Raw genomic sequence first — 23,452 nt, 5'->3', positions numbered from 1 at the left:
TTCGTATGTTATACCCTTTAAAACATCCATTACATGCGTAAATGGCTTAAAGTTGTGTTGATTGCCGGAGGAAGCCTCATCGCCCTGATTATTCTGTTGTCTGTTGGACTGACCCTGTACATTAAAGTCAATAAAGCTGCTTTCCTGAAACAGATTACAGACCAGCTCAATGACAACATCAACGGAAAGTTATCTGTGGAAGATATGGAACCCTCCCTCTTCAAAAGCTTCCCCAACGTGTCTATCGCCCTGAAAAAAGTACAGGTACAGGATAGCCTGTGGCAACAACATCATCATGCATTATTGGACCTGGACTACGTTTTCGTACGGGTGAATACGTTATCACTATTACGCAGGCACGTAGAGGTGAAGGAAGTCTCCCTCGAAAAAGGCAATATCTATCTGTATACTGACAGTACCGGTTATACGAACACCTCAGCGTTCACTACCAGCAAGGGGGGCGGGAAAAATGGTTCCTCCCGGGATGCGAATGTCAATAATATCGCGCTTTCGCAGATCACTTTTACCATAGACAACCGGCAGAAGTTCAAACTTTTTGAGCTGGATATCCAGGAGATGGATGGCAGGCTGAAGAGTACCGATTCAGGTATGCACCTCGATATGCGTTCTAAAATACTGGCCCGGAACTTCTCATTCAATACCAACAAAGGCAGTTATCTTAAAGGCAAAACACTGGGGCTTGACCTGTCCCTGTTTTTTAATAAGACCACCAAACAGTTGATTATACCTGAGCAACAGATAAAGATTGACAAGACACCTTTACAGATAGCCGGTGTATTCGATTTCTCTGAGAAGCCGCCACCATTCAGGCTGAAAATCAATGCTAACCAGGTACTGTTGCAGGAGGCCGCTTCGTGGCTGTCGCCCAATATATCCGGTAAACTATCGACTATTCACCTTACAGCCCCGCTGGATGCCGAGGCTAACCTGCAGGGACATATGAAATTCCGGGACACGCCCCATGTGGTCGTTACCTGGAAAACCACGAAAAACACGCTGGTGACAGCCGTCGGGGAATGGAGCAATTGTAGTTTCTCCGGACGATTCAATAATGAGGTGATACCAGACGCCGGTCACAACGATGAAAACTCTGCCGTGAATATTTTCGGCCTGAAGGCTTCCCTTAATGAGGTGCCGCTGGAGGCCGATACCATCCGCGTGGTGAACCTTAAACATCCCTTGTTGCGCGGACATTTCCGGTCGCAGTTCCCGTTGGCGCACCTCAACACCGCTGCCAGCGATATACCACTGTTGTTTGGTGAAGGGACCGCGGCGGCGGACCTGTATTACACCGGGCCGGTATTGAAAACCGATAACACACCTTCCGCGCTCGAAGGCACGGTACAGGTACAGCGGGGAGGGTTTACCTATCTGCCGCGTGACCTTACTTTCCATGATTGTAGCGCCACGCTGCAATTTACCGGGCAGGACCTGCTTGTACGTAATGTGCGCATACAATCCCGGAAAAGCGCGCTTCAGATGGAAGGTACCATCCATAATATCATGAACCTGTATTTCACCGCGCCTGAGAAGATAGAGCTGGACTGGAAGATCAGAAGCGCGTTGGTAGACCTTAATGAATTCAGGAGTTTCCTGACTACCCGTAAAGGAAAGAAGGCTCCCCGCAAGGCGAAAGCCCAGGCAGCAGGCAGGGTGGGCGAACAACTGGACAAAGTACTGGCTTCCAGTAACGTGAAAATGGACGTGGCACTGGACAAGATCGTATTTGAACATTTCACTGCCCAGAACGTGAAAGCGCTCATCGCTATGACGGAAGCCGACTTGTTGCTTAACAAGATTGCTTTCCAGCATGCAGGAGGCACGGCGCAGGCGTCTGGCACTGTGCATCAGCAGGGTACTTCCAATACTTTTAAAATGAACGCGAATATCACTAATGTGCATATCGGGCAACTGTTTTATGCGTTCAACAACTTTGGGCTGGATGGTTTACAATCGAACAACCTGAAAGGAATCGTGTCTGCTAAGGCCGATATAAAGGGGAATGTATCAGATAACGGCGAGCTGGCAAAAAATTCACTGTATGGTACAGTCAACTTTAACCTGCGCAATGGGGCGCTGGTGAATTTCGGGCCGCTGGAAGACATCGGCAATTTTTTATTCCGTCGCAGGCGACTGGACAGTATTACGTTTGAAAACCTCAGCAATACCTTCCAGATACAGGGAAACAAGATCCTGATACCGCCTATGCGCATCGCTTCCAGCGCGGTGAACATAGACGTGAACGGGGTTTACGGCCTTGCAGGCGGCACTAACATCAACCTCGATGTTCCGCTGCGTAATCCGGCCAAAGACTCCGCGATTACAGATAAAGCCGAGAAACGGCGTAGAAGCAGGAAAGGGATTATCCTGCATCTCCACGCCGTTTCAGGAAAAGATGGAAAAGTAAAGATCAAACTGGGCAAGGGCGACTAAGCGCCAAATGCCAGTTTGATATCTTCCTTGATATCGTCAATATGTTCTACGCCCAGGGATATACGCAGCAGGCCCGGTTCCACGCCGGCAGCCCGTTGTTCCTCTTCACTGAGTTGAGAGTGGGTAGTCGTGGCCGGATGAATGATCAGTGTTTTACTGTCGCCCACATTCGCCAAATGGTATATTAACTGTAACGACTGCACGAACTTGTCAGCTGCTTCCTTACCGCCTTTAATTTTGAAGCTGAGCACGCCACCGAAGCCATTTTGCAGGTACTTCTGTGCTAACCCGTGATATTTGTTGCCTGGCAGCCCGGGGTAATTCACATACTCCACCTGCGGTTGTTGTGCCAACCATTGTGCCAGTTGAAGGGCATTGTCTACCGTGCGTTGCACGCGCAGCGACAGGCTTTCCAGCCCTTGCAGGAACAGGAACGCATTCTGTGGCGCCAGGGCGGGGCCCCAGCTGCGAAGGCCGGTCACACGGGCACGGATGATGTAGGCAATATTGCCGAACGGGCTGTGGGAGCCGAATACTTCCCAGAACTTCATACCATGATAAGCGTCATCCGGCTCGCTGAATTGTTTGAACTTCCCGTTGCCCCAGTTGTAATTGCCGCCATCCACGATGATGCCACCGATACTGGTGCCATGTCCACCAATCCATTTGGTAGCCGCTTCTACTACTACGTTGGCCCCATGTTCCAGCGGACGGCACAGGTAGCCGCCAGCGCCAAAAGTATTGTCTACAATCAGCGGCAGATCATGCTTGCGGGCGATGGCGCCGAGTTTTTCAAAGTCAGGAATAGCAAACCCCGGGTTACCAATGGTTTCCACATAAATGGCTTTGGTATTTTCGTCGATCTGTTTTTCAAAGCTCTCCGGGTTATCGAGGTCAGCGAAACGGGCTTCCACGCCTATTCTTTTGAAGCTAACCTTAAACTGGTTATAAGTGCCGCCATACAGATAGGAAGACGTCACGAAGTTATCACCCGGCAGCAGGATGTTGTGCAGCGCAATGAACTGGGCCGCCTGTCCGGATGCTACGGCAAGTGCGCCTACGCCGCCTTCCAGCGCCGCCACTCTTTTTTCAAACACATCGGTGGTGGGGTTCATGATGCGGGTGTAGATGTTACCGAACTGCTTCAGCTCAAACAGGTCCGCCGCATGTTCCGCGCTGTCAAAAGTATAAGAGGTCGTCTGATAAATAGGTACCGCAGCCGATTTGGTGGTAGGGTCGGGGCTATACCCGGCATGTACCTGCAGGGTCTCAAAGTGTAACTTCCTGGACATAATCTTGGTGTTTTTATATTAACGTAGATAAAAGAACTAGTCCACAAATATAGTAGACTAAATTAGATTTCCAAATGATCGGGGTGATATAAAATAATCATTTATCTTCGGATGATCATTTGACGATTGTTTTAGTGAACCTATGTTATTAACGATTACAACTACACGTTACCCCGCTACAGACCTTGGTTATCTGTTGCACAAACATCCGGCTAAGGTGCAAACATTTCCCTTGACAGCCGGTGATGTACACGTTTTTTATCCAGAAGCTACTGAAGAGAAATGTACAGCAGCCTTACTGCTGGACCTTGACCCGGTAAGGCTTACGCGTAAAACTGGCCCGGGAGGCAATGACTTTGCGCTGGAGCTGTATGTCAACGACCGGCCCTATGTGGCCTCTTCTTTTATGAGCGCCGCTATTTCACAGGCATATTCATCGGCCATGAACGGGCGTTGTAAAGACAAGCCTGAACTGGTGGATGTAGCTTTCCCGCTGGAAGTGACCTTGTCCGTGCTGCCTGTTAATGGTGGAGAACCGCTGTTACGCAGCCTCTTTGAACCGCTCGGTTACGAAGTCAGCGTACAGGCTTTTCCGTTAGATACCCAATATGCCGAATGGGGACAAAGCCGATACTACGAAGTGTCTCTGAAGAATACACTGCCGTTATGGATGCTGTTGTCGCAGTTATATGTGCTGATACCGGTGTGCGATAATGACAAACATTATTTTATCGGTAACCATGAGGTTGAAAAGCTCATGGAAAAGGGGCGTGACTGGCTGGAAAACCATCCGGCGAAAGAACTGATTGTTCGCCGTTACATGAAGCACCTCGGCCCGCTCACCCGCCAGGCGCTGGAGCTGATCATGAAAGAGGACGCAGAGCCGGAAGAGACAGAAGATACGCCGGTGCCGGTAGAAAAAATACGGTTGCACGACCTGCGCCTGCAAACGGTACGTGACCTGTTGCTGGAACAACAGGTAACATCCGTGGCTGATCTGGGCTGCGGCGAAGGTAAGCTGCTGCGGCTTCTGGTGGAGAAACCTGCCTTTACCCGTATTCTGGGTATGGACGTCAGTTACCGCTCACTGGAAATAGCAGGGGAGAAACTCAAACTGGACCGTATGCCCGAAAGACAACGGAAACGGCTGGAATTGATACAGGGCTCCCTGTTGTATAAAGATAAACGCCTGTCCGGTTTCGATGCGGCCACGCTGGTGGAGGTGATCGAACACCTGGACCCGCCACGCCTGGCCGTGCTGGAGAAAGTAGTATTTGAATACGCGCGCCCCTCTCTCGTGATTATCACGACGGTTAACGCGGAATATAACATTAAATACGAATCCCTTACTGCCGGCACTTTCCGGCATAACGATCACCGATTTGAGTGGACCCGGCCGGAATTTGAGGCATGGGCCACAGTAGTGGCGGAACGCTTTGGATATACCGTTACCTTCAGGCCGTTGGGCGAATGGGATGACGCCGTCGGCGCTCCCAGTCAACTGGCACTGTTTACAATTGCTGACACATGATGACCTACGATACATTAAAACAACAAAGAGAATATCTGCTGCTGGAATGTATCAGCGGCAGCAGAGCTTATAACCTGCACGTACCAACGTCGGACACAGACCTGAAGGGCATTTTTATAGTGCCGCAGGCCGAGTTGTATGGTATGAGCTTTACCGATCAGGTAGCAAACGACAGCAATGACGAAGTATACTTTGAGATAAAGCGTTTCCTGGAACTGTTGGAGAAAAACAATCCCAATATCCTGGAGCTGCTGAATACGCAGCGCAAGAATTGCCTGTTCCGTCATCCGCTGATGGATCTGATAAAGCCGGAGGATTTCCTCTCGCGTCTTTGTCTGGATACTTTTGCAGGGTATGCTCAAACCCAGATCAAAAGAGCACGCGGCCTCAATAAAAAGATTAACCAGTCATTTCCGGAAACGAGAAAAGACATCCTTGAGTTTTGTTACGTGGTGCAGGGCAGCCAGAGCATCCCCCTGAAACAATGGCTGGAAGCGCGTCAGCTGCAGCAGGAAGATTGTGGCATCTCCAGGATCGATCATTTCCGGGATGCCTACGCCCTGTTTCACCGGTATCAGTTTCCCCGCCCCGTAAGCCTGAAAGGGCTGTTCTCCGGTCCGCAGGCAAACGATGTACAGTTAAGTGCCATTCCCAAAGGCGTAGAGCCCGTGGCTGTGATGCACTTTAACAAGGACGGCTATACGGTGTATTGTAAAGAGTTCGCGTCCTACTGGGACTGGGTGGAGCATCGCAACGAAGCGAGGTATCAGCATAACCAGCAATTAGGCGCGGACTACGATAGCAAACATATGATGCATACCTTCCGGCTGTTGAGCATGGCGGAAGAGATAGCCCGTTATCGTGAAGTACGCGTGTTCCGGGAGGACCGTGATTTCCTGTTGAGTATCCGTAACGGGGAATTTGCCTATGAAACATTGCTGCAGATGGCAGCGGAAAAATTAACCCATATACAGGAACTGTATGCCCAGTCAGATCTGCCGGAACGCCCGGACCCGTCCTTGACACAGCGACTGTTAATTAAGATCAGAGAAGAATTTTATGGCAAGAAGAAATAACCTGTCCCATATATCCATTCCGGAATTGTCGCTGGTACTGCTGGTTGGGCCGTCAGGCGCCGGTAAGTCCACCTTTGCCCGGAAATATTTTAAATCTACGGAAATCATCTCTTCAGATGTGTGCCGTGGGTTGATCAGTGATGATGAAAACAATCAGGTCGTATCAGCCGATGCTTTTGAGCTGGCGCGCTTTATGGCGGCTAAACGCCTCAAACACGGACTGCTGACGGTAATAGACGCTACCAACGTACAATCTGAAAGCCGTAAAGACTGGATAAAGCTGGCCCGGGAATACCATGTGTTACCGGTAGCTATTGTATTAAACCTGCCGGAAGATGTGTGCCGTAAGAGAAACCAGTCCCGCCCAGACCGTAATTTCGGTGGGCACGTGATTCCGCAACAGATCAGCCAGTTGAAGCGCAACCTGCGTCACCTGAAGGAAGAAGGCTTCCGTCAGATATACGAACTGCGCTCCGAAGAAGACGTGACGATGCTGGATACCATCACCCGTACGCCGTTGTATAACAATAAAAAAGATGAACATGGGCCTTTTGATATTATTGGTGACGTACACGGTTGTTATGATGAACTGTGCATACTGCTGGAACAGTTGGGTTATGGAATAGACCGTGAACATGCAGAGCTGATAAGCGCACCGCAGACTACTAACGGGGATGGCTACACGCGTACGCGTAAGCCCGTATTTGTAGGGGACCTGGTGGACAGGGGACCGGCTTCCCCTCAGGTATTGCGCCTTGTGATGAATATGGTGAACAATGGTTCCGCGTTGTGCGTTCCGGGCAATCACGATGCCAAGCTGCTCAAGTGGCTCAATGGTAAACAGGTGCAGCTGAAACATGGTCTGGATAAGACAGTGGAACAGTTGGGCGCCGAAACACCGGAGTTCCTGGAAGCCGTAAAAACATTCATTGACGGATTAATCAGCCACTATGTGCTGGACGACGGTAAGCTGGTGGTAGCACACGCTGGTCTGAAGGAAAGCATGCAGGGCCGTGGCTCCGGCGCCGTCAGAGAATTTTGTATGTATGGTGAAACCACCGGAGAAATTGACGAATTCGGTCTGCCGGTCCGCTATAACTGGGCACTGGAATACAAAGGCAAGGCCATGGTGGTGTATGGGCATACGCCCGTACCGCAGGCACAGTGGCTGAACCGTACCATCGACATAGACACCGGCTGCGTTTTCGGCGGCAGCCTGACCGCACTCCGTTATCCGGAGAAAGAACTGGTATCTGTACCAGCATTGCAGCAATACGCTGTGCCCGCCCGGCCTATCGGTTACAACGCTGACAGCGGCCTGAGTGTGCAGCAGCAATATGATGGCCTGCTGGACATTGCGGACTTCATTGGCAAAAAAATTGTAGACACCCGCTATAGCCGTAATATCACTATCCGCGAGGAAAACAGCATAGCTGCACTGGAAGTGATGAGCCGTTTTGCTATCAATCCCAAATGGATGATTTACCTGCCACCAACGATGTCGCCGGTAGAAACATCTGACTTGCCGGGCCTGCTGGAGCATCCGGAAGGAGGGTTGCATTATTTCCGGGAGACAGGTGTTCAGCAGGTGGTGTGTGAAGAGAAACATATGGGCTCCCGCGCTATTGTGGTGGTATGCCGTAACGAAGCAGTAGCCCGCGATCGTTTTGGGGTAGATGGAGAAGGTATCGGCGTAGTATATACCCGTACAGGGCGTAGTTTCTTTACTGACAAGGTGCTGGAGCAGGCGTTTCTTGCCCGCGTAAATGCGGCACTGGAAACTTCCGGCTTCTATCATGATTACCAAACCGACTGGGTATGCCTGGACTGTGAACTGATGCCCTGGAGCGCCAAGGCGCAGGCGTTGCTGCAACAACAGTATGCCGCCGTGGGAACCGCTGCAAGTCAGGCGTTGCCAGCAGTGACAGCCGCATTGGAACAGGCCGTCCGCAACAATGTGCCTGCTCAGCTGTTATTGGAAAAGTACAACAGCCGTCAGCAACAGGTCACAGACTATGTGGCTGCATACCGTCAGTATTGCTGGCCGGTCCACAAGCTGGAAGATTATAAACTGGCGCCTTTTCATATCATGGCTACGGAAGGCAAGACATATTTCGACAAGGACCATGAATGGCATATGACCAACATCCGCAAAATCTGTGAGGCGGATGCGGAGTTGCTGCTGGCCACCGCATACCAGGTGGTAAACATCGGAAGCCCGGAAAGCGAACAGGCAGCCATCGCATGGTGGGAAAAGCTCACTGCCACCGGAGGCGAAGGAATGGTAATGAAACCATATAACTTCCTGACCAGCGATGCCAAAGGGATCATACAACCAGCCGTGAAAGTACGGGGCAAAAATTATCTTCGTATTATTTATGGACCGGAATATGATGCACCGGAGAACCTGGCGAGACTGCGTTCCAGAGGGCTGGGAGCCAAACGCTCACTGGCTTTACGGGAATTTGCACTGGGACTGGAAGGACTGGAAAGATTTGTCGGTAAGGAGCCACTGCAAATGGTGCATCAGTGCGTTTTCGGTATCTTAGCGCTCGAAAGTGAACCGGTAGACCCCCGGTTGTAATCTGTTACTATTACATTAAACAAAGAAGCATATGAAAGCCATAGCCGTATCTGAATTTAAGGGAACTCCGACTTTGATGGATTTGCCCGTACCTGCCATCAGGCCCGGTACTGTACTGATCAAAGTACAGGCTGCCGGTATGAACCCGTTCGATTGGAAGATGACTGACGGGATTATGAATAATGGAAAAACACCACACCAGTTTCCGCTGATCATGGGTGTGGACGGCGCCGGTGTGATAGAAGAAGTCGGAGAAGGCGTGACACGCTTTAAAAAAGGTGACCTGGTATATGGACAGTTCATTCACATGCCTATAGGTGAAGGCTCTTACGCTGAATATGCTATTGTGCCGGAGAAATCAGGGCTTACCATGGCGCCGATGAGAATACAGCCGGAAGAAGCGGCAGCAGTGCCTACTTCTGGCATGACAGCGCTGCAACTGGTTGATAAACTCAAATTACAAAAAGGAGATGTGATACTGATCAACGGTGCTACTGGCGGCGTAGGCTCTTTCGCCACGCAGATTGCCGCTGCCAAAGGCCTGAAGGTGATCGCCACTGTGGGTGATGAAGCAGCTGCTAAACGCATGCATGAGTTGGGCGCAGCAGTGACTATCAATTACAAAAAAGCACCGCTGACAGACCAGGTGAAATCAAAGTACCCACAGGGCATCGATGGGTTGCTCGATCTGGTCAGTGATAAAGAGAAGTTTGAACAGAACCTGGACCTGGTAAAAGAAGGAGGAGGGGCGTTTACCACGTTGTTCGTGGCTGATGAAGAAGTGCTGAAAGCAAAGAAGTTGCACGGTGGCAACTTTGAAACAGAAGGAGGCCCGGCTGCGCTGGACCAGCTCTCCCGCCTGATAGATCAGGGACAGATCAAAGTACCGGTAGAAAACAAAATTAGGCTGGAGGATGTGCCGGCAGCGGTCATTGCCAGCCGTGAAGGAAAGGCTACGGGCAAGACCGTAATTATTATGTAATTCTTGACTGGTTACAATAAAAAGAAAAAGCAGTGTAGGGTCCTACACTGCTTTTTCTTTTATGAATGAGATGGTAATTTATTTTACCGGTACAGTCGCCTTGAATATTTCCACAGTGTCTGCCGTAGTGATTTCATAGCTTTCACCGTAGGCTGCCATTACACACTGCCCTTTATGAAGGGGCAGTGTATCGGAACCTTTAACGGTAGCGGTACCACTCATGACGATCATGATTTCAGCGGCTTTCGCAGTGTAAGTATACACCTGTCCTGCGCTGAGATTGATTTTGCTTACCACAAAGTCAGGAGCGGGCGTAGGGTAGATTTTTTCCAGTCCACCTGAGATGCTGTCACCGGAGAGTACGTTCGGGTGTACGGCTTCAAAGCGGGTATGCTTCAGTAATTCCGGTACATCGATGTGTTTAGGTGTAAGACCGCCGCGCAGCACGTTGTCTGAATTAGCCATCAGTTCCACGTTCTGGCCTTCCAGGTAAGCGTGCGGGATGCCTGCGTCCTGAAACACGGCTTGTCCGGGTTGTACGTGCACTATATTGAAGAAGTAGATGGAGAAGATGCCTCTGTCGAGGTTGTCGGCACCGTTCGGATCATTGAGGACCGCGCGTGCTGCCCAGAATGCCGGGTCTGATTTGGAGAGGTTGCCGGCTTTGTAGTCTGGTATGAGGCGATCTGTCAGCGGGCGCAGGATAATATTGACCAGTGCCTGTGGCATTTCCATCACACTTTTATACAGACCGAAATAACCTTCGTTTTCGTATATGCCTACCAGTGAGGTAAATTCAGCGGTGTCCAGCAGTATCTGACGCAGTTTATCTTCCGGCAGAAAGCCGTGCAGCAGCCAGAATTCACTGAGGGCCACCATGATTTCCGGTTTATGGTTGGCATCTTTATAGTTACGGTTAGGTGCGTTGAGTGGTATCCCGGCGGCGTTTTCACGGGCAAATCCTTTTTCAGCTTCTTCCTTGGTAGGGTGTACCTGAATAGACAACATGTCTTTTACATCCAGTATTTTGAGGAGATAAGGCAGTTCCTGGAACTGCTGCCATACCTGTGGTCCTACGATGCCTGCCGGATCTTGTTGTATCAGTTCATTCATAGGCACCGGACCATTGCTGGTGGTAATGGTGGACGGTGCGCTCGGATGCGCGCCCATCCAGTATTCGGCACTGGGTTTTTCCGATGGGGCTATTCCCAGCAAAGAGGGGATGTAAGTAGAACCGCCCCAGGCATAATGCTGAATCTTTCCATCCAGTCTGAATAATTTCATAAAAACGATTTACGGGTTTATGGTTTTAACGGTTTGTTCTCAGGCCGCGCTGTTGCAGCAATGCCGGATCAGCGTGTAATGATAACTAACTGCAAATTACTGTCAAATTATTCAGATTTTTAAGCCTCCGGGTGCTAAATAGCTGAAAAACAAGCGGCTGAAGCCGGAAAAATGTATCTTAGTGATCATTGTTTGTTAAACTACTTCCCCATGAACCGACAGTATACGGGGCGTGAAGGTGAAAGGATCGCGCAGGAATATGTGCGCCGCTTTTGCGCTATCCGCCATACGAACTGGAAATACGGCAAAAAAGAGATTGATATTGTTGCTGAAAATGACGGCATCATTTATTTTATCGAAGTCAAAGCCCGTAATGGCAGCCGTTTCGGCTGGCCTGAGGAAGCGGTAAATAATAAGAAGCGGGAACATATACAACTAGTGGCTGCCGCGTACCTTGAGTGTTTTCATCTCTTTCCGGAAGCCATCCGGTTTGATATCATTGCGGTTACTTTTAGTACTGAAGGTCACGAGCTGCTGCATCTGCGGGATGTGTTCTGATGTTACATGGCTGCAGTGGTCCCTGGCCAGGGTATAGGTTTACATCGATTGCAGAAAAACAAAGCACTATCTATGAATAGCATAGCACGACGTCATGCGCATTGGACGTGTTTTAGCAACGTATTACGTTAACCAATACTTAACAAAATAAACACTTATAATCTATGTTTAATAAAAAGATATTTTATATCTTTGCCGTGCAAAAAAAATGACCCCTGTGATTTATCACAAACCCGTTTAAAAGCGGGTCAGCTATCATAATCATCTTCCTGGAAAAACTCCGTACAACGCCTTTAATGGTATTGTTCATCATATAAAACTATTATTATGAACTTATGGAGCTTGATGGTATTTATTCAACAGACAATGGGAGCGATAGCAATCAACAGCAATAGTTTACCATGCAGGATCATTCAGGAGCAACAGTATAGCGGTCGTCTCTTTGTGCAGATGGAAGCTGTGGGAGCGGAGGAGAACCCGGTATTGACAATATTAGACAATCATCACTCACCCGTGCGCATGATTCCTATTGCGCCAAACAGCATATCAGCGGGGCAACTGGTATGTTTGACCGGACTATCCGCCGGAGAATATATTGCCCGTGTAACCGTGGCCGGAAGGGTCGCAGAAAAAAACATCGAAATAAGACAGTAAAGCTGTCTTAATGCTTTCGGGAGTCATATTTGATTTAGGGATTTTCTGATTTAATAGTAAATCAGAAAATCCCTAAATTATTTTACCAGAGGCCGGTGTAGTTGTGCGGCGTAATGGCTTTCAGTTCCTTTTTCAGTGCTGCACTGATTTTCAGTCCATCAATGAATTTATGCATGCTTTTCTGCGTGATATGCTCTCCGCCACGGGTCAGCTCTTTCAGCGCTTCATATGGTTGCGGGTAGTTCTCACGGCGTAATACGGTCTGAATAGCTTCCGCTACTACAGCCCAGTTGTTTTCCAGGTCTTCTTTCAGCTTCGCTTCATTAAGGATCAGTTTATCCAGGCCTTTCTGAATAGACTTGGTGGCCAGCAATGTATGACCGAAAGGCACGCCCACATTACGGAGCACAGTGGAGTCGGTCAGGTCACGCTGCAAACGGGAAATCGGCAGTTTGGCGCTCAGGTGCTCAAACACCGCGTTGGCGATACCCAGATTACCTTCTGCATTTTCGAAGTCGATCGGGTTTACTTTGTGCGGCATCGCAGAAGAACCTACTTCGTTCTTTTTGATTTTCTGTTTGAAGTAGTCCATGGAGATGTAAGTCCATACGTCGCGGCAGAAGTCGATCAGGATATTATTCACCCGTTTGAGGGCATCAAACTGGGCGGCGATGTTATCGTAGTGTTCAATCTGGGTAGTATACTTCATCCTTTGCAGGCCGAGGGTATTGTTCACAAACTTCTCTCCGAATTTCTCCCAGTTGATTTTAGGGAAAGCCACATTGTGGGCGTTGAAGTTGCCGGTAGCGCCACCAAACTTGGCGGCGAACGGAATTTCACCCAGCAGTTTAATCTGTCCTTCGAGGCGTTCTACAAACACCAGTATTTCCTTGCCCAGGATGGTCGGAGATGCCGGTTGACCGTGAGTACGCGCCAGCATCGGTATTTTCATCCAGGATTCTCCCAGCTTTTTCAGCGCCAGGATCATGTTGGCCAGGGTAGGCATGTACACCTGTTCTACGGCGTCTTTCCACAGCAGGGGGGTAGCCGTGTTGTTCACGTCCTGGGAGGTCAGGCCAAAGTGTACCCATTCCAGCTTGTCTTCCAGGCCGAGGTTCTTCAGCTCATTTTTCAGGAAGTACTCCACTGCCTTCACGTCGTGGTTGGTAATTTTTTCGGTGTCTTTGATCAGTTGCGCATTCTCGATGGTAAACTCCTGGTAGATTTTACGCAAGGCAGGAACTTTGGTCTTGGGCAAAGTAAACAGCTTCTGGTCAGCCAGCGCAATAAAATATTCCACCTCTACCATCACACGGTAACGGATCAACGCAAATTCGGAAAAATAGCCCGCAAGCTCGTCTAATTGCTTGCGATAGCGCCCATCCAGCGGGGAAATGGCAGTTAATGGTTGTAGTTGCATAATATATATGTATTCCAGTTTTTACAAAAAAGCCTGCCGGAAAAACAAGTTCTTTTTTACCTCCTGTTTTCAGGGGGAATTCAGGATTTGGAACTTGGTATCCGGGATTTAGTTACTTTTGCAGCTTCAAAATTACTGAAATTGGAACGGAAAGTAAAAGTTGCGGCTGTAAGTTATTTGAATACGAAGCCTTTGTTATACGGATTCAGGAATCATCCGGTAATGGAACAGATGGAATTGTCAGTGGATTATCCTGCTAAAATCGCCCAGCAGCTGATAGATGGAGAGGTGGATGTGGCCCTGGTCCCAGTGGCTATTATCCCTAAACTGAAAGAACATCATATTATAGCGGACTATGGTATTGGCGCGGAAGGCCCGGTTGCCTCCGTATGCCTGTACAGCGATGTCCCCCTGAACGAGATTAAGCGGATTTACCTGGACTACCAGAGCCGTACTTCTGTGGCCCTGCTGAAAATACTGGTTAAAGAACATTGGAAACTGAATGTGGAGCTGGTACCTACTACCGGCGACTATGAAGATAAAATCAAAGGCACCGATGCCGGTCTTGTTATCGGCGACCGTGCCCTGGCACAACGGAAAGTGTCTCCCTTCATTTTTGACCTCGCGGAACACTGGATGCGCTTTACCAGCCTGCCTTTCGTTTTCGCAGCATGGATCAGCAACAAACAACTGCCTGAGGCATTTATCCGCCAGTTCAACGATGCCACCAGCATCGGCATTAAAGATATACCCGCCGTGGTAGCGGAAAATCCGTACGACCTGTACGACCTTACTACCTACTACGTACACAACCTGAGTTATCCCATCACACCGGCCAAACGCCAGGGTATGCAGAAATTCCTGTCATACATCAGGGACTTAGGTATTTGATGATGGGAAAAAATAGCTAAATTCATAGTTCAACAAATGCTCCCGCGGTCATGAAAATCGGTATCCTCGGTAGTGGTCCTGTTGGACTGACGCTTGGCAAAGGCCTTATTCAAACCGGCCACCATATTACGATTGGTACCCGTAACCCGGCCAGGGAGGGGTTGCAGCAGTGGATTAAACAACAAGGGCAACAAGCTGCCGCCGGGACCTTCCGTCAGGCATCCGAATTCGGAGAGCTGATCATCATCTGCACCAGCTGGATAGGCACTAAAAAAGCCATCGAAGCCGCTGGTATCTGGAATTTCAAAGGAAAAACAGTGGTGGATGTCACCAATCCAGTGGATGATAAAGGTCCGGATGAAAAAGGTCGCCTTAACCTGCTCATCGGACATACCAACTCGGCCGGTGAACAGATCCAGGCCTGGCTGCCCCCCGACGCCAAAGTTGTCAAAGCGCTTAGCTGTATTGGATACAAGCATATGCTCTCCCCGAACTTTGAGGAAGGTTCCCCCACGATGTTTATCGCCGGTAATAACCCCGAAGCTAAACAAACGGTAGTAGACCTGCTCAATGAATTCGGTTGGAATGATGTTGCAGACATGGGCAGCATAGAAATGAGCCGCAGCATAGAACCACTGGCCGTTTTATGGACCGCCTATGGTTATTTAAATAACAGCAGCGGGCATGCGTTTAAGTTGCTGAAGAAATAATATGTACATCAATGATAAAAAAAAAGCGGGTAGCACATCAGGCTACCCGCTTTTATTTTATTAAGTGCCGCTGTATCACTTGTTGTCAGTGGCTTCCCTTCTTTTTACATGGATGTAAAAACCTTTGTCCACCTCAAATTTATTGGGATCGGGCAGGCTGATACTGGCGGTGCGCCAGGTGGTAGCAGGATAGATCAGTTTAAAGCCGTTTTCATTCAGCTTAACGCGCACGGGCATATTAAAATCCTTTACACAGTCGATCCAGCGATACTGTACCTGCTGCCCGATGATACGATATTCCAGGGTGGGGATGACCGTGTCCCGCAGATACTGATCGAAGACACGGCCGAGGTCAAAGCCTGCGGCATTGCTCATATAACGCTCTATGTCCTGTGTGGTCACCGTTTGATGATAGAAGGTTTTATTCATGCCTCTTAACATCTGGCGGAAAGCCTCGTCATTATTCATGATCAGCCGGATGTTGTTGATCATGTTGGCGCCTTTGTAGTACATATCGCCGCTGCCTTCGGTATTTACACCATATGGTCCGATAATGGGTACATCATTTTTGATGTTGTGGCGGATGCCGGCAACATATTCCTCACCAGCCTTAAGTCCATACTGGCATTGGGTGAACAACGTTTCGGAGTAGTTAGTGAACGATTCATGTATCCACATATCGGCAATGTCTTTACTGGTAATGTTGTTACCAAACCATTCGTGACCGCTCTCGTGGATAACGAGGAAGTCCCACTTGAGGCCCCAGCCGGTACCAGAAAGGTCACGGCCCATGTAGCCCATCTTGAATTTATTACCATATGCTACGGCGCTTTGGTGTTCCATGCCGAGAAACGGTGATTCCACCAGCTTATAGGAATCTTTATAGAAAGGGTATTTGCCAAACCAGTACTCAAAACATTTGAGCATGGGCTTTACCACTTTGAAATGTTCTGTAGCCTTGTCAACATTGTAGTCCAGTACCCAGTAGCTCAGGTCCAGTTTACCGCCTTCGCCGGAATAGCTGTCTTTTATTTCAGCGTAGTGGCCCACGTTAACGGCCACGTCATAGTTGTTGATCGGATTGCTGACATACCAGGTATAAGTAGCGGTGCCGTCAGGGTTGTCTGTCTTCTTCTTCAGCCGCCCATTAGACACATCGGTCATTTCAGCGGGTACGGTCACATTGATCGTCATGTTCTCCGGCTCGTCGCTTTGATGGTCTTTGTTAGGCCACCATGCACTGGCGCCGAAACCTTGTACTGCGGTAGCTACCCATGGACGTTGTTGTTCATCCCGCGCCCACACCACGCCACCATCCCAGGGGGCGTTTTTAGCTTTATGCGGTTTACCGTTATAGAATACTGTGATACGTTTGATTTTATCTTTTACCTGAGGCGCTTTTATTTTCACAAACCAGGCGTTACCGTCACGGGTAAAAGTCAGTGATTGTTTGTCCTGTAGTATGCTGTCGATCACCATAGGCTCCTGCAGATCGATTTGCATAACAGAGTCGGGTTTCAGTACTTTATAGGTGATGGTGTTAAATCCGCTGAAGGTGCTGTCTTCCAGGTGTACCTGTACATGGAGATCATAGGAAGTCACATCCCACCAGGCTCTTTCCTTTGTGATAGAACCCCGTAGCGTATCTGCTTTGGTGAAGTGTTGCTGGGCGCTGACGGTACCGGCTGTCAGCAGGGCCATATAAAACATGGTGATGCCACGCATAATTAATGATATATTTTATGCGGAAAGATATTAATTTACCGGCAAATGAAAAGTAGTTATTGTCAGGTGGTTATATCCGTTCTATGCCTTGGAGGACTGTGCAGTTTGTTGCTCGGTTCCTGTGGGCATACGGAAAGCCACGATCAGCAGGTATTCCGGTATAACCAGACGGAGGGGATCAGCAGCCTGGACCCGGCTTTTGCCAAAAGTCAGGCCGTTATCTGGGCGGTAAGTCAGTTGTATAACACACTGGTGGCGCCGGATACCAATCTGACCATTCGCCCTTCTCTGGCTAAACAGTGGCATGTATCAGATGATCACCGCACTTATACCTTCGAGCTGCGGACAGACGTGTATTTCCATGACAACGATATTTTCCCCGGTGGAAAAGGACGACGCATGACGGCGCAGGACGTGGTGTACAGCCTGCAGCGGATCACGGATCCCGTTACCGCTTCTCCGGGAGCCTGGATATTCAACGGCCGTATCGCGGCTGACAGCGGATTCCGGGCACTGAACGACTCCACTTTTCAGCTGACGCTGGTTAGGCCTTTCCACCCTATACTGGGTATCCTGAGCATGCAGTACTGCTCGATAGTGCCGCACGAGGCTGTGGAGAAATATGGGAAAGACTTCCGTAGCCACCCCTGTGGCACAGGCCCATTTAAGTTTTTCTTCTGGGATGAAGGCCAGGGGCTCATCTTTCATCGTAACCCGAATTATTTTGAGCGGGACGCCAAAGGCATGCGACTACCTTACCTGGATGCCGTGCAAATCAGCTTTCTTGATAGTAAAGCCTCTGAGTTCCTGATGTTCCGCCAGGGACAGCTGGACTTTATTAATGATATCGATGCTTCCTTTAAAGATGAAATCCTCAGCAAACAGGGCGCACTGAAGCAGGAGTGGAAGGATAAAATGGTGCTTGACAAAAAGCCGTTCCTCAATACTGAGTACCTGGGTTTCCTGGTGGACAGCAACAATGCACTGGTAAAAAATGCACCTACCCGGATAAAGAAAATACGACAGGCTATTAACTACGGTTTCGACCGTACGAAGATGATCACGTACCTGCGCAACGGAAAAGGCACGCCCGCATCGGCAGGTTTTGTGCCGGCCGGACTGCCGTCGTTTGATACTGCCAAAGTAAAAGGATACTTCTATGACCAGAGCAAGGCCCGGCAGTTACTGGCTGAAGCCGGATTCCCCGGTGGAAAAGGGCTGCCTGCCATCAAGCTCCTGTCTATTCCCATCTACGCGGATATGGCAGATTATGTAGCCAACCAGTTGCAGGAAATTGGTATCCGGATACAGGTGGAAGTAGTGCAGAAGAGTTTGCTGCTGGAGCAAACGGCCAAGTCGCAGGCGCTCTTTTTTCGCGGTAGCTGGATAGCCGACTACCCGGATGCAGAGAGTTACCTGGCGATGTTCTACAGCCGTAATCCAGCACCGCCCAACTATACCCGTTACGCCAACCCGGCCTTTGACAAATTATATGAACAGGCGCTGGAGGAAAACAACGATAGCCTTCGTTATGCGCTCTATCAGCAGATGGACCGCCAGATTATCGCCGACGCACCAGTAGTGCCGCTGTTTTATGACCAGGTGGTACGGCTGGTCCAGCCTCATGTGTCCGGTTTGTATAATAATGGGATGAACCTGTTGGAACTCAGGTATGTTCGCAAGAAATAGTTTTTTAACATTTCATTAGCTATACGAATTTATAAAATCGCATGAAAGCCCGGTATTTAAGTATACCTTTGGTGATTATTTGTCAAATTTTAAAGTATTCTAATGACGGCGATCCTGATATTCTTCTGTGTGCACTGGTTCTTGTCACTGTTCTTCCACACGTTTTATCTGCACCGTTATGCATCTCATCAGATGTATACCACCAATAAATTTTGGGAACGTTTCTTTTATTTCTGTACCTGGTTTTTCCAGGGGTCTTCCTATCTCATCCCGCGTGCTTATGGGGTGATGCACCGGATGCACCATGAATTCAGTGATACGGAACACGATCCGCACTCTCCGCACTTCTTTAAGGATGTGTGGAGCATGATGGTGCAGACCCGTAAGATTTACAATGGCTTTGTAAACAACACCAACACCGTGGATCCTAAATTTTTAGAGGAACCACTTCCGGAATGGGAAGCAATGGATAAGGTTGGTGACAGCAACTTCGTTCGTTTAGCCTGGATGGCGCTTTATGTTGCCTTCTACGTAGCCTTTGTACCGGCTGGCATGTGGTATCTTTACCTGTTGCTGCCGATCCACTTCCTGATGGGCCCTGTACAGGGAGCTATCGTGAACTGGTGTGGTCACAAATACGGTTACAGCAACTTTGATAATGGTGACAAATCCAAAAACACTTCTCCCTGGGGTATTATCCTGCTGGGCGAACTGTTCCAGAACAATCACCACAAATTCAAAGACAGTCCTAACTTCGCCAAAAAATGGTATGAGCTGGACCCGAGCTATCAGGTGATGAAACTGCTGAACGTAGTGGGTATCATCAAACTGAAACCGGCGCTGGTAACACCGGCCCGCATGAAAAAAGCGGCTTAATCAACACCGTACAATCAATCTGTTACAATAGAAAAATGTCTCACCGTCAGGGTGGGACATTTTTTTTATGCCCCGGGGGATGATGGGAAAAAGAATAAAATTGTAATTTGGCGCGTCAACTTTACCCTGATCCCCATCATGAAGTATATCAAATTACTCCGGCCTGCACACTGGGCAAAGAATGCCTTCCTGTTTATCCCGCTGTTTTTCGCCGGAGAGATCTTTAATGTTACCAAGCTACTGGACCTGCTGCTGGCTTTTATCGCCTTTAGCATCACCGCCAGCAGTATTTATATCATCAATGATTATCAGGATATTGAGGCGGACCGGAAACATCCGGTGAAATGTAAACGGCCGCTGGCTTCCGGGGAGATATCCCGGCCGGCGGGACTGGCCATGTTCTTACTGTGCATTGCCATCGGTGGTGGTCTGGCGTTGCTGGTGAGCCCCAAGTTTGCCTTTGTTGTAGGGATTTATTTTGTGATGAACCTGCTTTACAGTTTCGGGTTGAAACATATCTCCATCCTGGACATTATCATCCTGGCCATCGGTTTTGTGTTGAGGGTGAAAGCCGGGGGCATTGCTGGCGGTATCGCCATATCTGAATGGCTGATGGTGATGATCTTCCTGCTGGCGCTGTTCATGGCGATCGCCAAACGCCGCGACGATGTACTGATCCGCCTGGATTCCGGACAGGAAATGCGCAAGGCCGCCAAAGGCTACAATCCCGACTTCCTCAATGTGATGCTCTCACTAGTTTCTGCCGTTATCATTGTATGTTACCTGATGTATACCATGGCCCCTGAAACACAGGTTCGGTTCCATACTTACCGCCTCTATTACACAACGCTTTTTGTAATTGGCGGATTATTACGATATTTGCAAATAACCTACGTGGAGAACAATACTGGTTCTCCCACCAAGATCCTATATAAAGACCGTTTTATTCAATTAACCATACTCCTGTGGGTGCTGAGTTTTTATGTGCTGATTTATTGGCCCACTAATAAAGTTTTTTTTGAATAATGCAAAAGCGGTTAGCTAACTGGGGTAATTACCCCGCGATTACATCTGAAGAAAGTGCGTATACGCAGGAAGAGCAACTACGGTCGTTCGTAGCGGCTAATCATGGGTTTATTGCCCGCGGCAATGGCCGTTGTTATGGAGATGCTTCCCTTGGAAAGCACAGTCTGTCGATGCTTAAGTACGACAAGATCCTCTCTTTCGACACCGCCGCTGGCGTACTTGAAACCCAGGCCGGTGTTACGCTGGACCAGATACTGGACATTATTGTTCCCAAAGGATGGTTCCTGCCGGTAACGCCAGGGACCAAGTTCATTACGGTAGGTGGCGCAGTGGCGTCCGATGTGCATGGTAAGAACCATCACATGGAAGGTGCGTTCTCCGGCCATATTACCGAAATGGACGTGATCATTGGCGACGGAACTATGGTCACCTGTTCACCTGACCAACATACGGACCTGTACTGGGCTACCTGTGGAGGGATGGGACTTACCGGGGTGATCACCCGGGTAAAGTTCGGGCTGAAAAAAATAGAGACGGCCTACATCAAACAGAAACAGATCAAAGCCCGTAACCTCGAAGAGGTAATACGGCTGTTTGACGAATATAAACACTATACCTATTCCATGGCATGGATTGACTGCCTGCAGAAAGGAGACTCCTTTGGCCGCAGTATCCTGATCGTGGGAGAACATGCTACCAAAGCGGAGCTGAATGACAAACAAGGTCAGGCCCCGCTGCTATTGCCGTCCAAGCCCCGGTTGACCGTACCATTTAACCTGCCGTCTTTTATCCTGAACACCTTTACGGTTAAGGCCTTCAACTGGTTGTACTACGGAAAGAACTTCAAAAAGGAGATCAACAACGTGGTGCCTTATGAGCCGTTCTTCTATCCGCTGGACGCTATCCTGCATTGGAACCGCGGTTACGGTAAGGCGGGCTTCATACAATACCAGTTTGTATTGTCCCTGGACCAGAAGGAGGGACTGATTGCCATCCTTCGGCGTATCAGTGAAAAAGGATGGGGGTCTTTCCTCGCCGTACTGAAAGTGTTTGGCCAGCAAGACTCACTTATCTCTTTCCCTATGGAAGGTTATACGCTGGCATTGGATTTCCCGGTGCGGAAAGGGCTTTTCGCATTCCTCGATGAGCTGGATGAGATAGTGCTGCAGTATGGAGGCCGCCTGTATCTGTCCAAAGATGCCCGTATGAAACAAGAGGTGTTCTGGAAAAGTTACCCCAACGCGGAACGTTTTGCAGAGATCGTGAAAACATACAATCCCGGGAAGCGGTTTGAATCACTGCAATCAGAAAGATTATTACTGACAAAATAGTTTCCCCTTATTAACCAAACACCTTAAATGCCTACAGTACTTCTTTTAGGCGCAGGCTCGGATATGGCTGTGGCCATAGCGCGCCGGTTTGCCGCCGCTCAATATAATGTACAACTGGCTGGCCGTCAGGCCGCTGCCCTGCAGCCTTTGCAGCAGGACCTTCAGATACGGTATGGCATTGCTGCCACCGTGCATCATTTTGATGCAACTGCTTACGACACCCATGCCGCTTTTTATGCCACGCTGCCTGTGCAGCCGGATATTACCGTGTGTGCTTTCGGTTACCTGGGAGACCAGGAGCAGGCGCAGCACGATTGGCAGGAAGCTTCCCGTATCCTGCATTCAAATTTCACCGGTGCTGTGTCCATATTAAATGTGGTGGCCAATGCTTATGAAGTAAAGAAAGCCGGGGTGATTGTCGGCATCAGTTCTGTGGCTGGTGAAAGAGGACGGCAAAGCAACTATATATATGGTAGTGCCAAGGCTGGTTTCACCGCCTACCTCAGTGGGCTGCGCAATCGTCTTTTTCGTAGCGGCGTTCACGTGATGAGCGTACAGCCGGGGTTCGTGAATACCCGGATGACCCAGCATCTGACCCTGCCGCCGCTGCTGACAGCGCAGCCGGAACAGGTAGCCAACGCGGTGTTTAAAGCCGTGCAACGAAAGAAAAACGTATTGTTCGTAAAATGGCCATGGAAATATATCATGCTGATTATTAAGCTGATACCCGAGGCCATCTTTAAAAAATTAAAACTGTGACAGGCATCGCTTTCTTCGATTTTGACGGCACCATCACCCATAAAGACACAATGTGGGAGATCATCCGTTTCCAGAAGGGAAGTGCTGCCCTGTATAGGGGCATCGCCCGGCTGGCGCCTGGACTGGTCCGCTTTAAGCTGGGTGGACAAACGGCACAGGAAAGCAAAGAGCAGGTACTGCGCCATTTTTTCGGTGGCATGCTGGAGGAGCAGTTTATCGAAAACTGCCGGCGTTTTTGCCGGGAGCGGTTACCGTTGCTTATACGGGAGCCGGCGTTGACAGCTATCCGTAAGCATCAGCAGGAAGGTCGTCAGGTGGTGGTGGTAACAGCTTCAGCCCGCGACTGGGTTGCACCCTGGTGTGAGACACTGGGCATCGGCTGTATCGCCAGCAAGCTGGAAGTACAAGATGGGCTGATCACAGGACGGCTTTCCGGAACAAATTGTAATGGCCAGGAGAAAGTAGTCCGTATACGGCAGCAGTTTAACCTCCACGACTATACGGATATTTACGCCTATGGCGACACCAACGGCGACCGGCCCATGCTGGCGCTGGCACAATACCCCATATACAAACCTTTCAGAAAATAAAGGGTGATACATCCTTATAA

Annotated in this window: 19 protein-coding genes; 15 read left to right on the top strand and 4 right to left on the bottom strand. The window is 49.3% G+C overall.

All coding sequences use genetic code 11. From position 1 onward, the window contains the following. Window positions 1-33 precede the first annotated feature (33 nt). The gene (locus tag HHL17_RS19525; RefSeq protein ID WP_169226483.1) at window positions 34-2,454 is read left to right on the top strand and encodes an AsmA family protein; all 2,421 of its coding nucleotides are present in this window, start codon (window positions 34-36) and stop codon (window positions 2,452-2,454) included. Here the strand turns inward: HHL17_RS19525 and HHL17_RS19520 are convergent. Further along, a complete protein-coding gene (locus tag HHL17_RS19520) occupies window positions 2,451-3,746 on the bottom strand; it encodes an O-acetylhomoserine aminocarboxypropyltransferase/cysteine synthase family protein (protein ID WP_169226482.1) in 1,296 nt (431 codons plus the stop codon). The genes HHL17_RS19525 and HHL17_RS19520 overlap by 4 nt on opposite strands. Before the next feature lie 142 nt (window positions 3,747-3,888). Between HHL17_RS19520 and HHL17_RS19515 the strand changes: the two genes are divergently transcribed. From HHL17_RS19515 to HHL17_RS19500, 4 genes are read left to right on the top strand one after another with little or no spacing between them, the layout of a single operon-like run. Further along, window positions 3,889-5,277: a 3' terminal RNA ribose 2'-O-methyltransferase Hen1 gene (locus tag HHL17_RS19515; RefSeq protein WP_169226481.1), complete on the top strand. Its 1,389-nt coding sequence runs from the start codon at window positions 3,889-3,891 to the stop codon at window positions 5,275-5,277. Beyond that, the gene (locus HHL17_RS19510) at window positions 5,274-6,353 is read left to right on the top strand and encodes a DNA polymerase beta superfamily protein (RefSeq protein ID WP_240975915.1); all 1,080 of its coding nucleotides are present in this window, start codon (window positions 5,274-5,276) and stop codon (window positions 6,351-6,353) included. The genes HHL17_RS19515 and HHL17_RS19510 overlap by 4 nt, the downstream gene beginning before the upstream one ends. Further along, window positions 6,337-8,937 (top strand): polynucleotide kinase-phosphatase, encoded by a 2,601-nt coding sequence (locus tag HHL17_RS19505; protein WP_169226480.1) that lies wholly within the window; start codon window positions 6,337-6,339, stop codon window positions 8,935-8,937. The genes HHL17_RS19510 and HHL17_RS19505 overlap by 17 nt, the downstream gene beginning before the upstream one ends. A gap of 31 nt (window positions 8,938-8,968) precedes the next feature. Further along, a complete protein-coding gene (locus tag HHL17_RS19500) occupies window positions 8,969-9,919 on the top strand; it encodes an NADP-dependent oxidoreductase (RefSeq protein ID WP_169226479.1) in 951 nt (316 codons plus the stop codon). 78 nt (window positions 9,920-9,997) lie between these two features. Here the strand turns inward: HHL17_RS19500 and manA are convergent, their stop codons facing one another. After that, the gene (manA, locus tag HHL17_RS19495; protein WP_206156096.1) at window positions 9,998-11,203 is read right to left on the bottom strand and encodes a mannose-6-phosphate isomerase, class I; all 1,206 of its coding nucleotides are present in this window, start codon (window positions 11,201-11,203) and stop codon (window positions 9,998-10,000) included. A 210-nt stretch (window positions 11,204-11,413) separates the two neighbouring features. Here manA and HHL17_RS19490 point away from each other — a divergent pair, with 210 nt between their 5' ends. Further along, window positions 11,414-11,761 carry a YraN family protein gene (locus tag HHL17_RS19490; protein ID WP_169226478.1) on the top strand — a complete coding sequence of 116 codons (348 nt, stop codon included), beginning with the start codon at window positions 11,414-11,416 and terminating at the stop codon, window positions 11,759-11,761. A 327-nt stretch (window positions 11,762-12,088) separates the two neighbouring features. Further along, complete coding sequence (locus HHL17_RS19485; protein WP_169226477.1) at window positions 12,089-12,415, top strand: hypothetical protein; 327 nt, start codon at window positions 12,089-12,091, stop codon at window positions 12,413-12,415. A gap of 82 nt (window positions 12,416-12,497) precedes the next feature. Here HHL17_RS19485 and purB read toward each other — a convergent pair whose 3' ends face one another. Next, window positions 12,498-13,835 carry an adenylosuccinate lyase gene (gene purB / locus HHL17_RS19480; protein WP_169226476.1) on the bottom strand — a complete coding sequence of 446 codons (1,338 nt, stop codon included), beginning with the start codon at window positions 13,833-13,835 and terminating at the stop codon, window positions 12,498-12,500. Window positions 13,836-13,922: 87 nt separating this feature from the next. Here purB and HHL17_RS19475 point away from each other — a divergent pair, with 87 nt between their 5' ends. Together HHL17_RS19475 and HHL17_RS19470 are read left to right on the top strand one after the other, a co-directional pair. Continuing rightward, window positions 13,923-14,726: a menaquinone biosynthetic enzyme MqnA/MqnD family protein gene (locus tag HHL17_RS19475; RefSeq protein ID WP_240975914.1), complete on the top strand. Its 804-nt coding sequence runs from the start codon at window positions 13,923-13,925 to the stop codon at window positions 14,724-14,726. 50 nt (window positions 14,727-14,776) lie between these two features. Beyond that, window positions 14,777-15,436, top strand: a complete 660-nt coding sequence (locus tag HHL17_RS19470) for an NADPH-dependent F420 reductase (protein WP_169226474.1) — start codon at window positions 14,777-14,779, stop codon at window positions 15,434-15,436. Between the two features lie 75 nt (window positions 15,437-15,511). Here the strand turns inward: HHL17_RS19470 and HHL17_RS19465 are convergent, their stop codons facing one another. Next, complete coding sequence (locus tag HHL17_RS19465; RefSeq protein ID WP_169226473.1) at window positions 15,512-17,161, bottom strand: M1 family metallopeptidase; 1,650 nt, start codon at window positions 17,159-17,161, stop codon at window positions 15,512-15,514. A gap of 45 nt (window positions 17,162-17,206) precedes the next feature. Here HHL17_RS19465 and HHL17_RS19460 point away from each other — a divergent pair, with 45 nt between their 5' ends. The 6 genes from HHL17_RS19460 (at window position 17,207) to HHL17_RS19435 (ending at window position 23,432) form a co-directional block, all read left to right on the top strand. Beyond that, on the top strand, window positions 17,207-18,850 hold the full coding sequence (locus HHL17_RS19460) for an ABC transporter substrate-binding protein (protein ID WP_169226472.1): 1,644 nt from the start codon (window positions 17,207-17,209) through the stop codon (window positions 18,848-18,850). Window positions 18,851-18,952: 102 nt separating this feature from the next. After that, complete coding sequence (locus tag HHL17_RS19455; protein ID WP_169226471.1) at window positions 18,953-19,726, top strand: acyl-CoA desaturase; 774 nt, start codon at window positions 18,953-18,955, stop codon at window positions 19,724-19,726. Between the two features lie 138 nt (window positions 19,727-19,864). Then, window positions 19,865-20,752 (top strand): decaprenyl-phosphate phosphoribosyltransferase, encoded by an 888-nt coding sequence (locus tag HHL17_RS19450; protein ID WP_206156095.1) that lies wholly within the window; start codon window positions 19,865-19,867, stop codon window positions 20,750-20,752. Then, window positions 20,752-22,083, top strand: a complete 1,332-nt coding sequence (locus tag HHL17_RS19445; protein ID WP_169226470.1) for an FAD-binding oxidoreductase — start codon at window positions 20,752-20,754, stop codon at window positions 22,081-22,083. Before HHL17_RS19450 ends, HHL17_RS19445 begins: the two co-directional genes overlap by 1 nt. 27 nt (window positions 22,084-22,110) lie before the next feature. Then, window positions 22,111-22,842: an SDR family oxidoreductase gene (locus HHL17_RS19440; RefSeq protein WP_169226469.1), complete on the top strand. Its 732-nt coding sequence runs from the start codon at window positions 22,111-22,113 to the stop codon at window positions 22,840-22,842. Beyond that, entirely contained in the window at window positions 22,839-23,432 is a 594-nt protein-coding gene (locus tag HHL17_RS19435; protein WP_169226468.1) for an HAD family hydrolase, read from the top strand. The genes HHL17_RS19440 and HHL17_RS19435 overlap by 4 nt, the downstream gene beginning before the upstream one ends. Window positions 23,433-23,452 lie beyond the last annotated feature (20 nt).

The organism is Chitinophaga fulva (genome assembly GCF_012927205.1).
Taxonomy (GTDB): Bacteria; Bacteroidota; Bacteroidia; order Chitinophagales; family Chitinophagaceae; genus Chitinophaga; species Chitinophaga fulva.
This window is presented reverse-complemented; position numbering and strand designations above follow the sequence as displayed.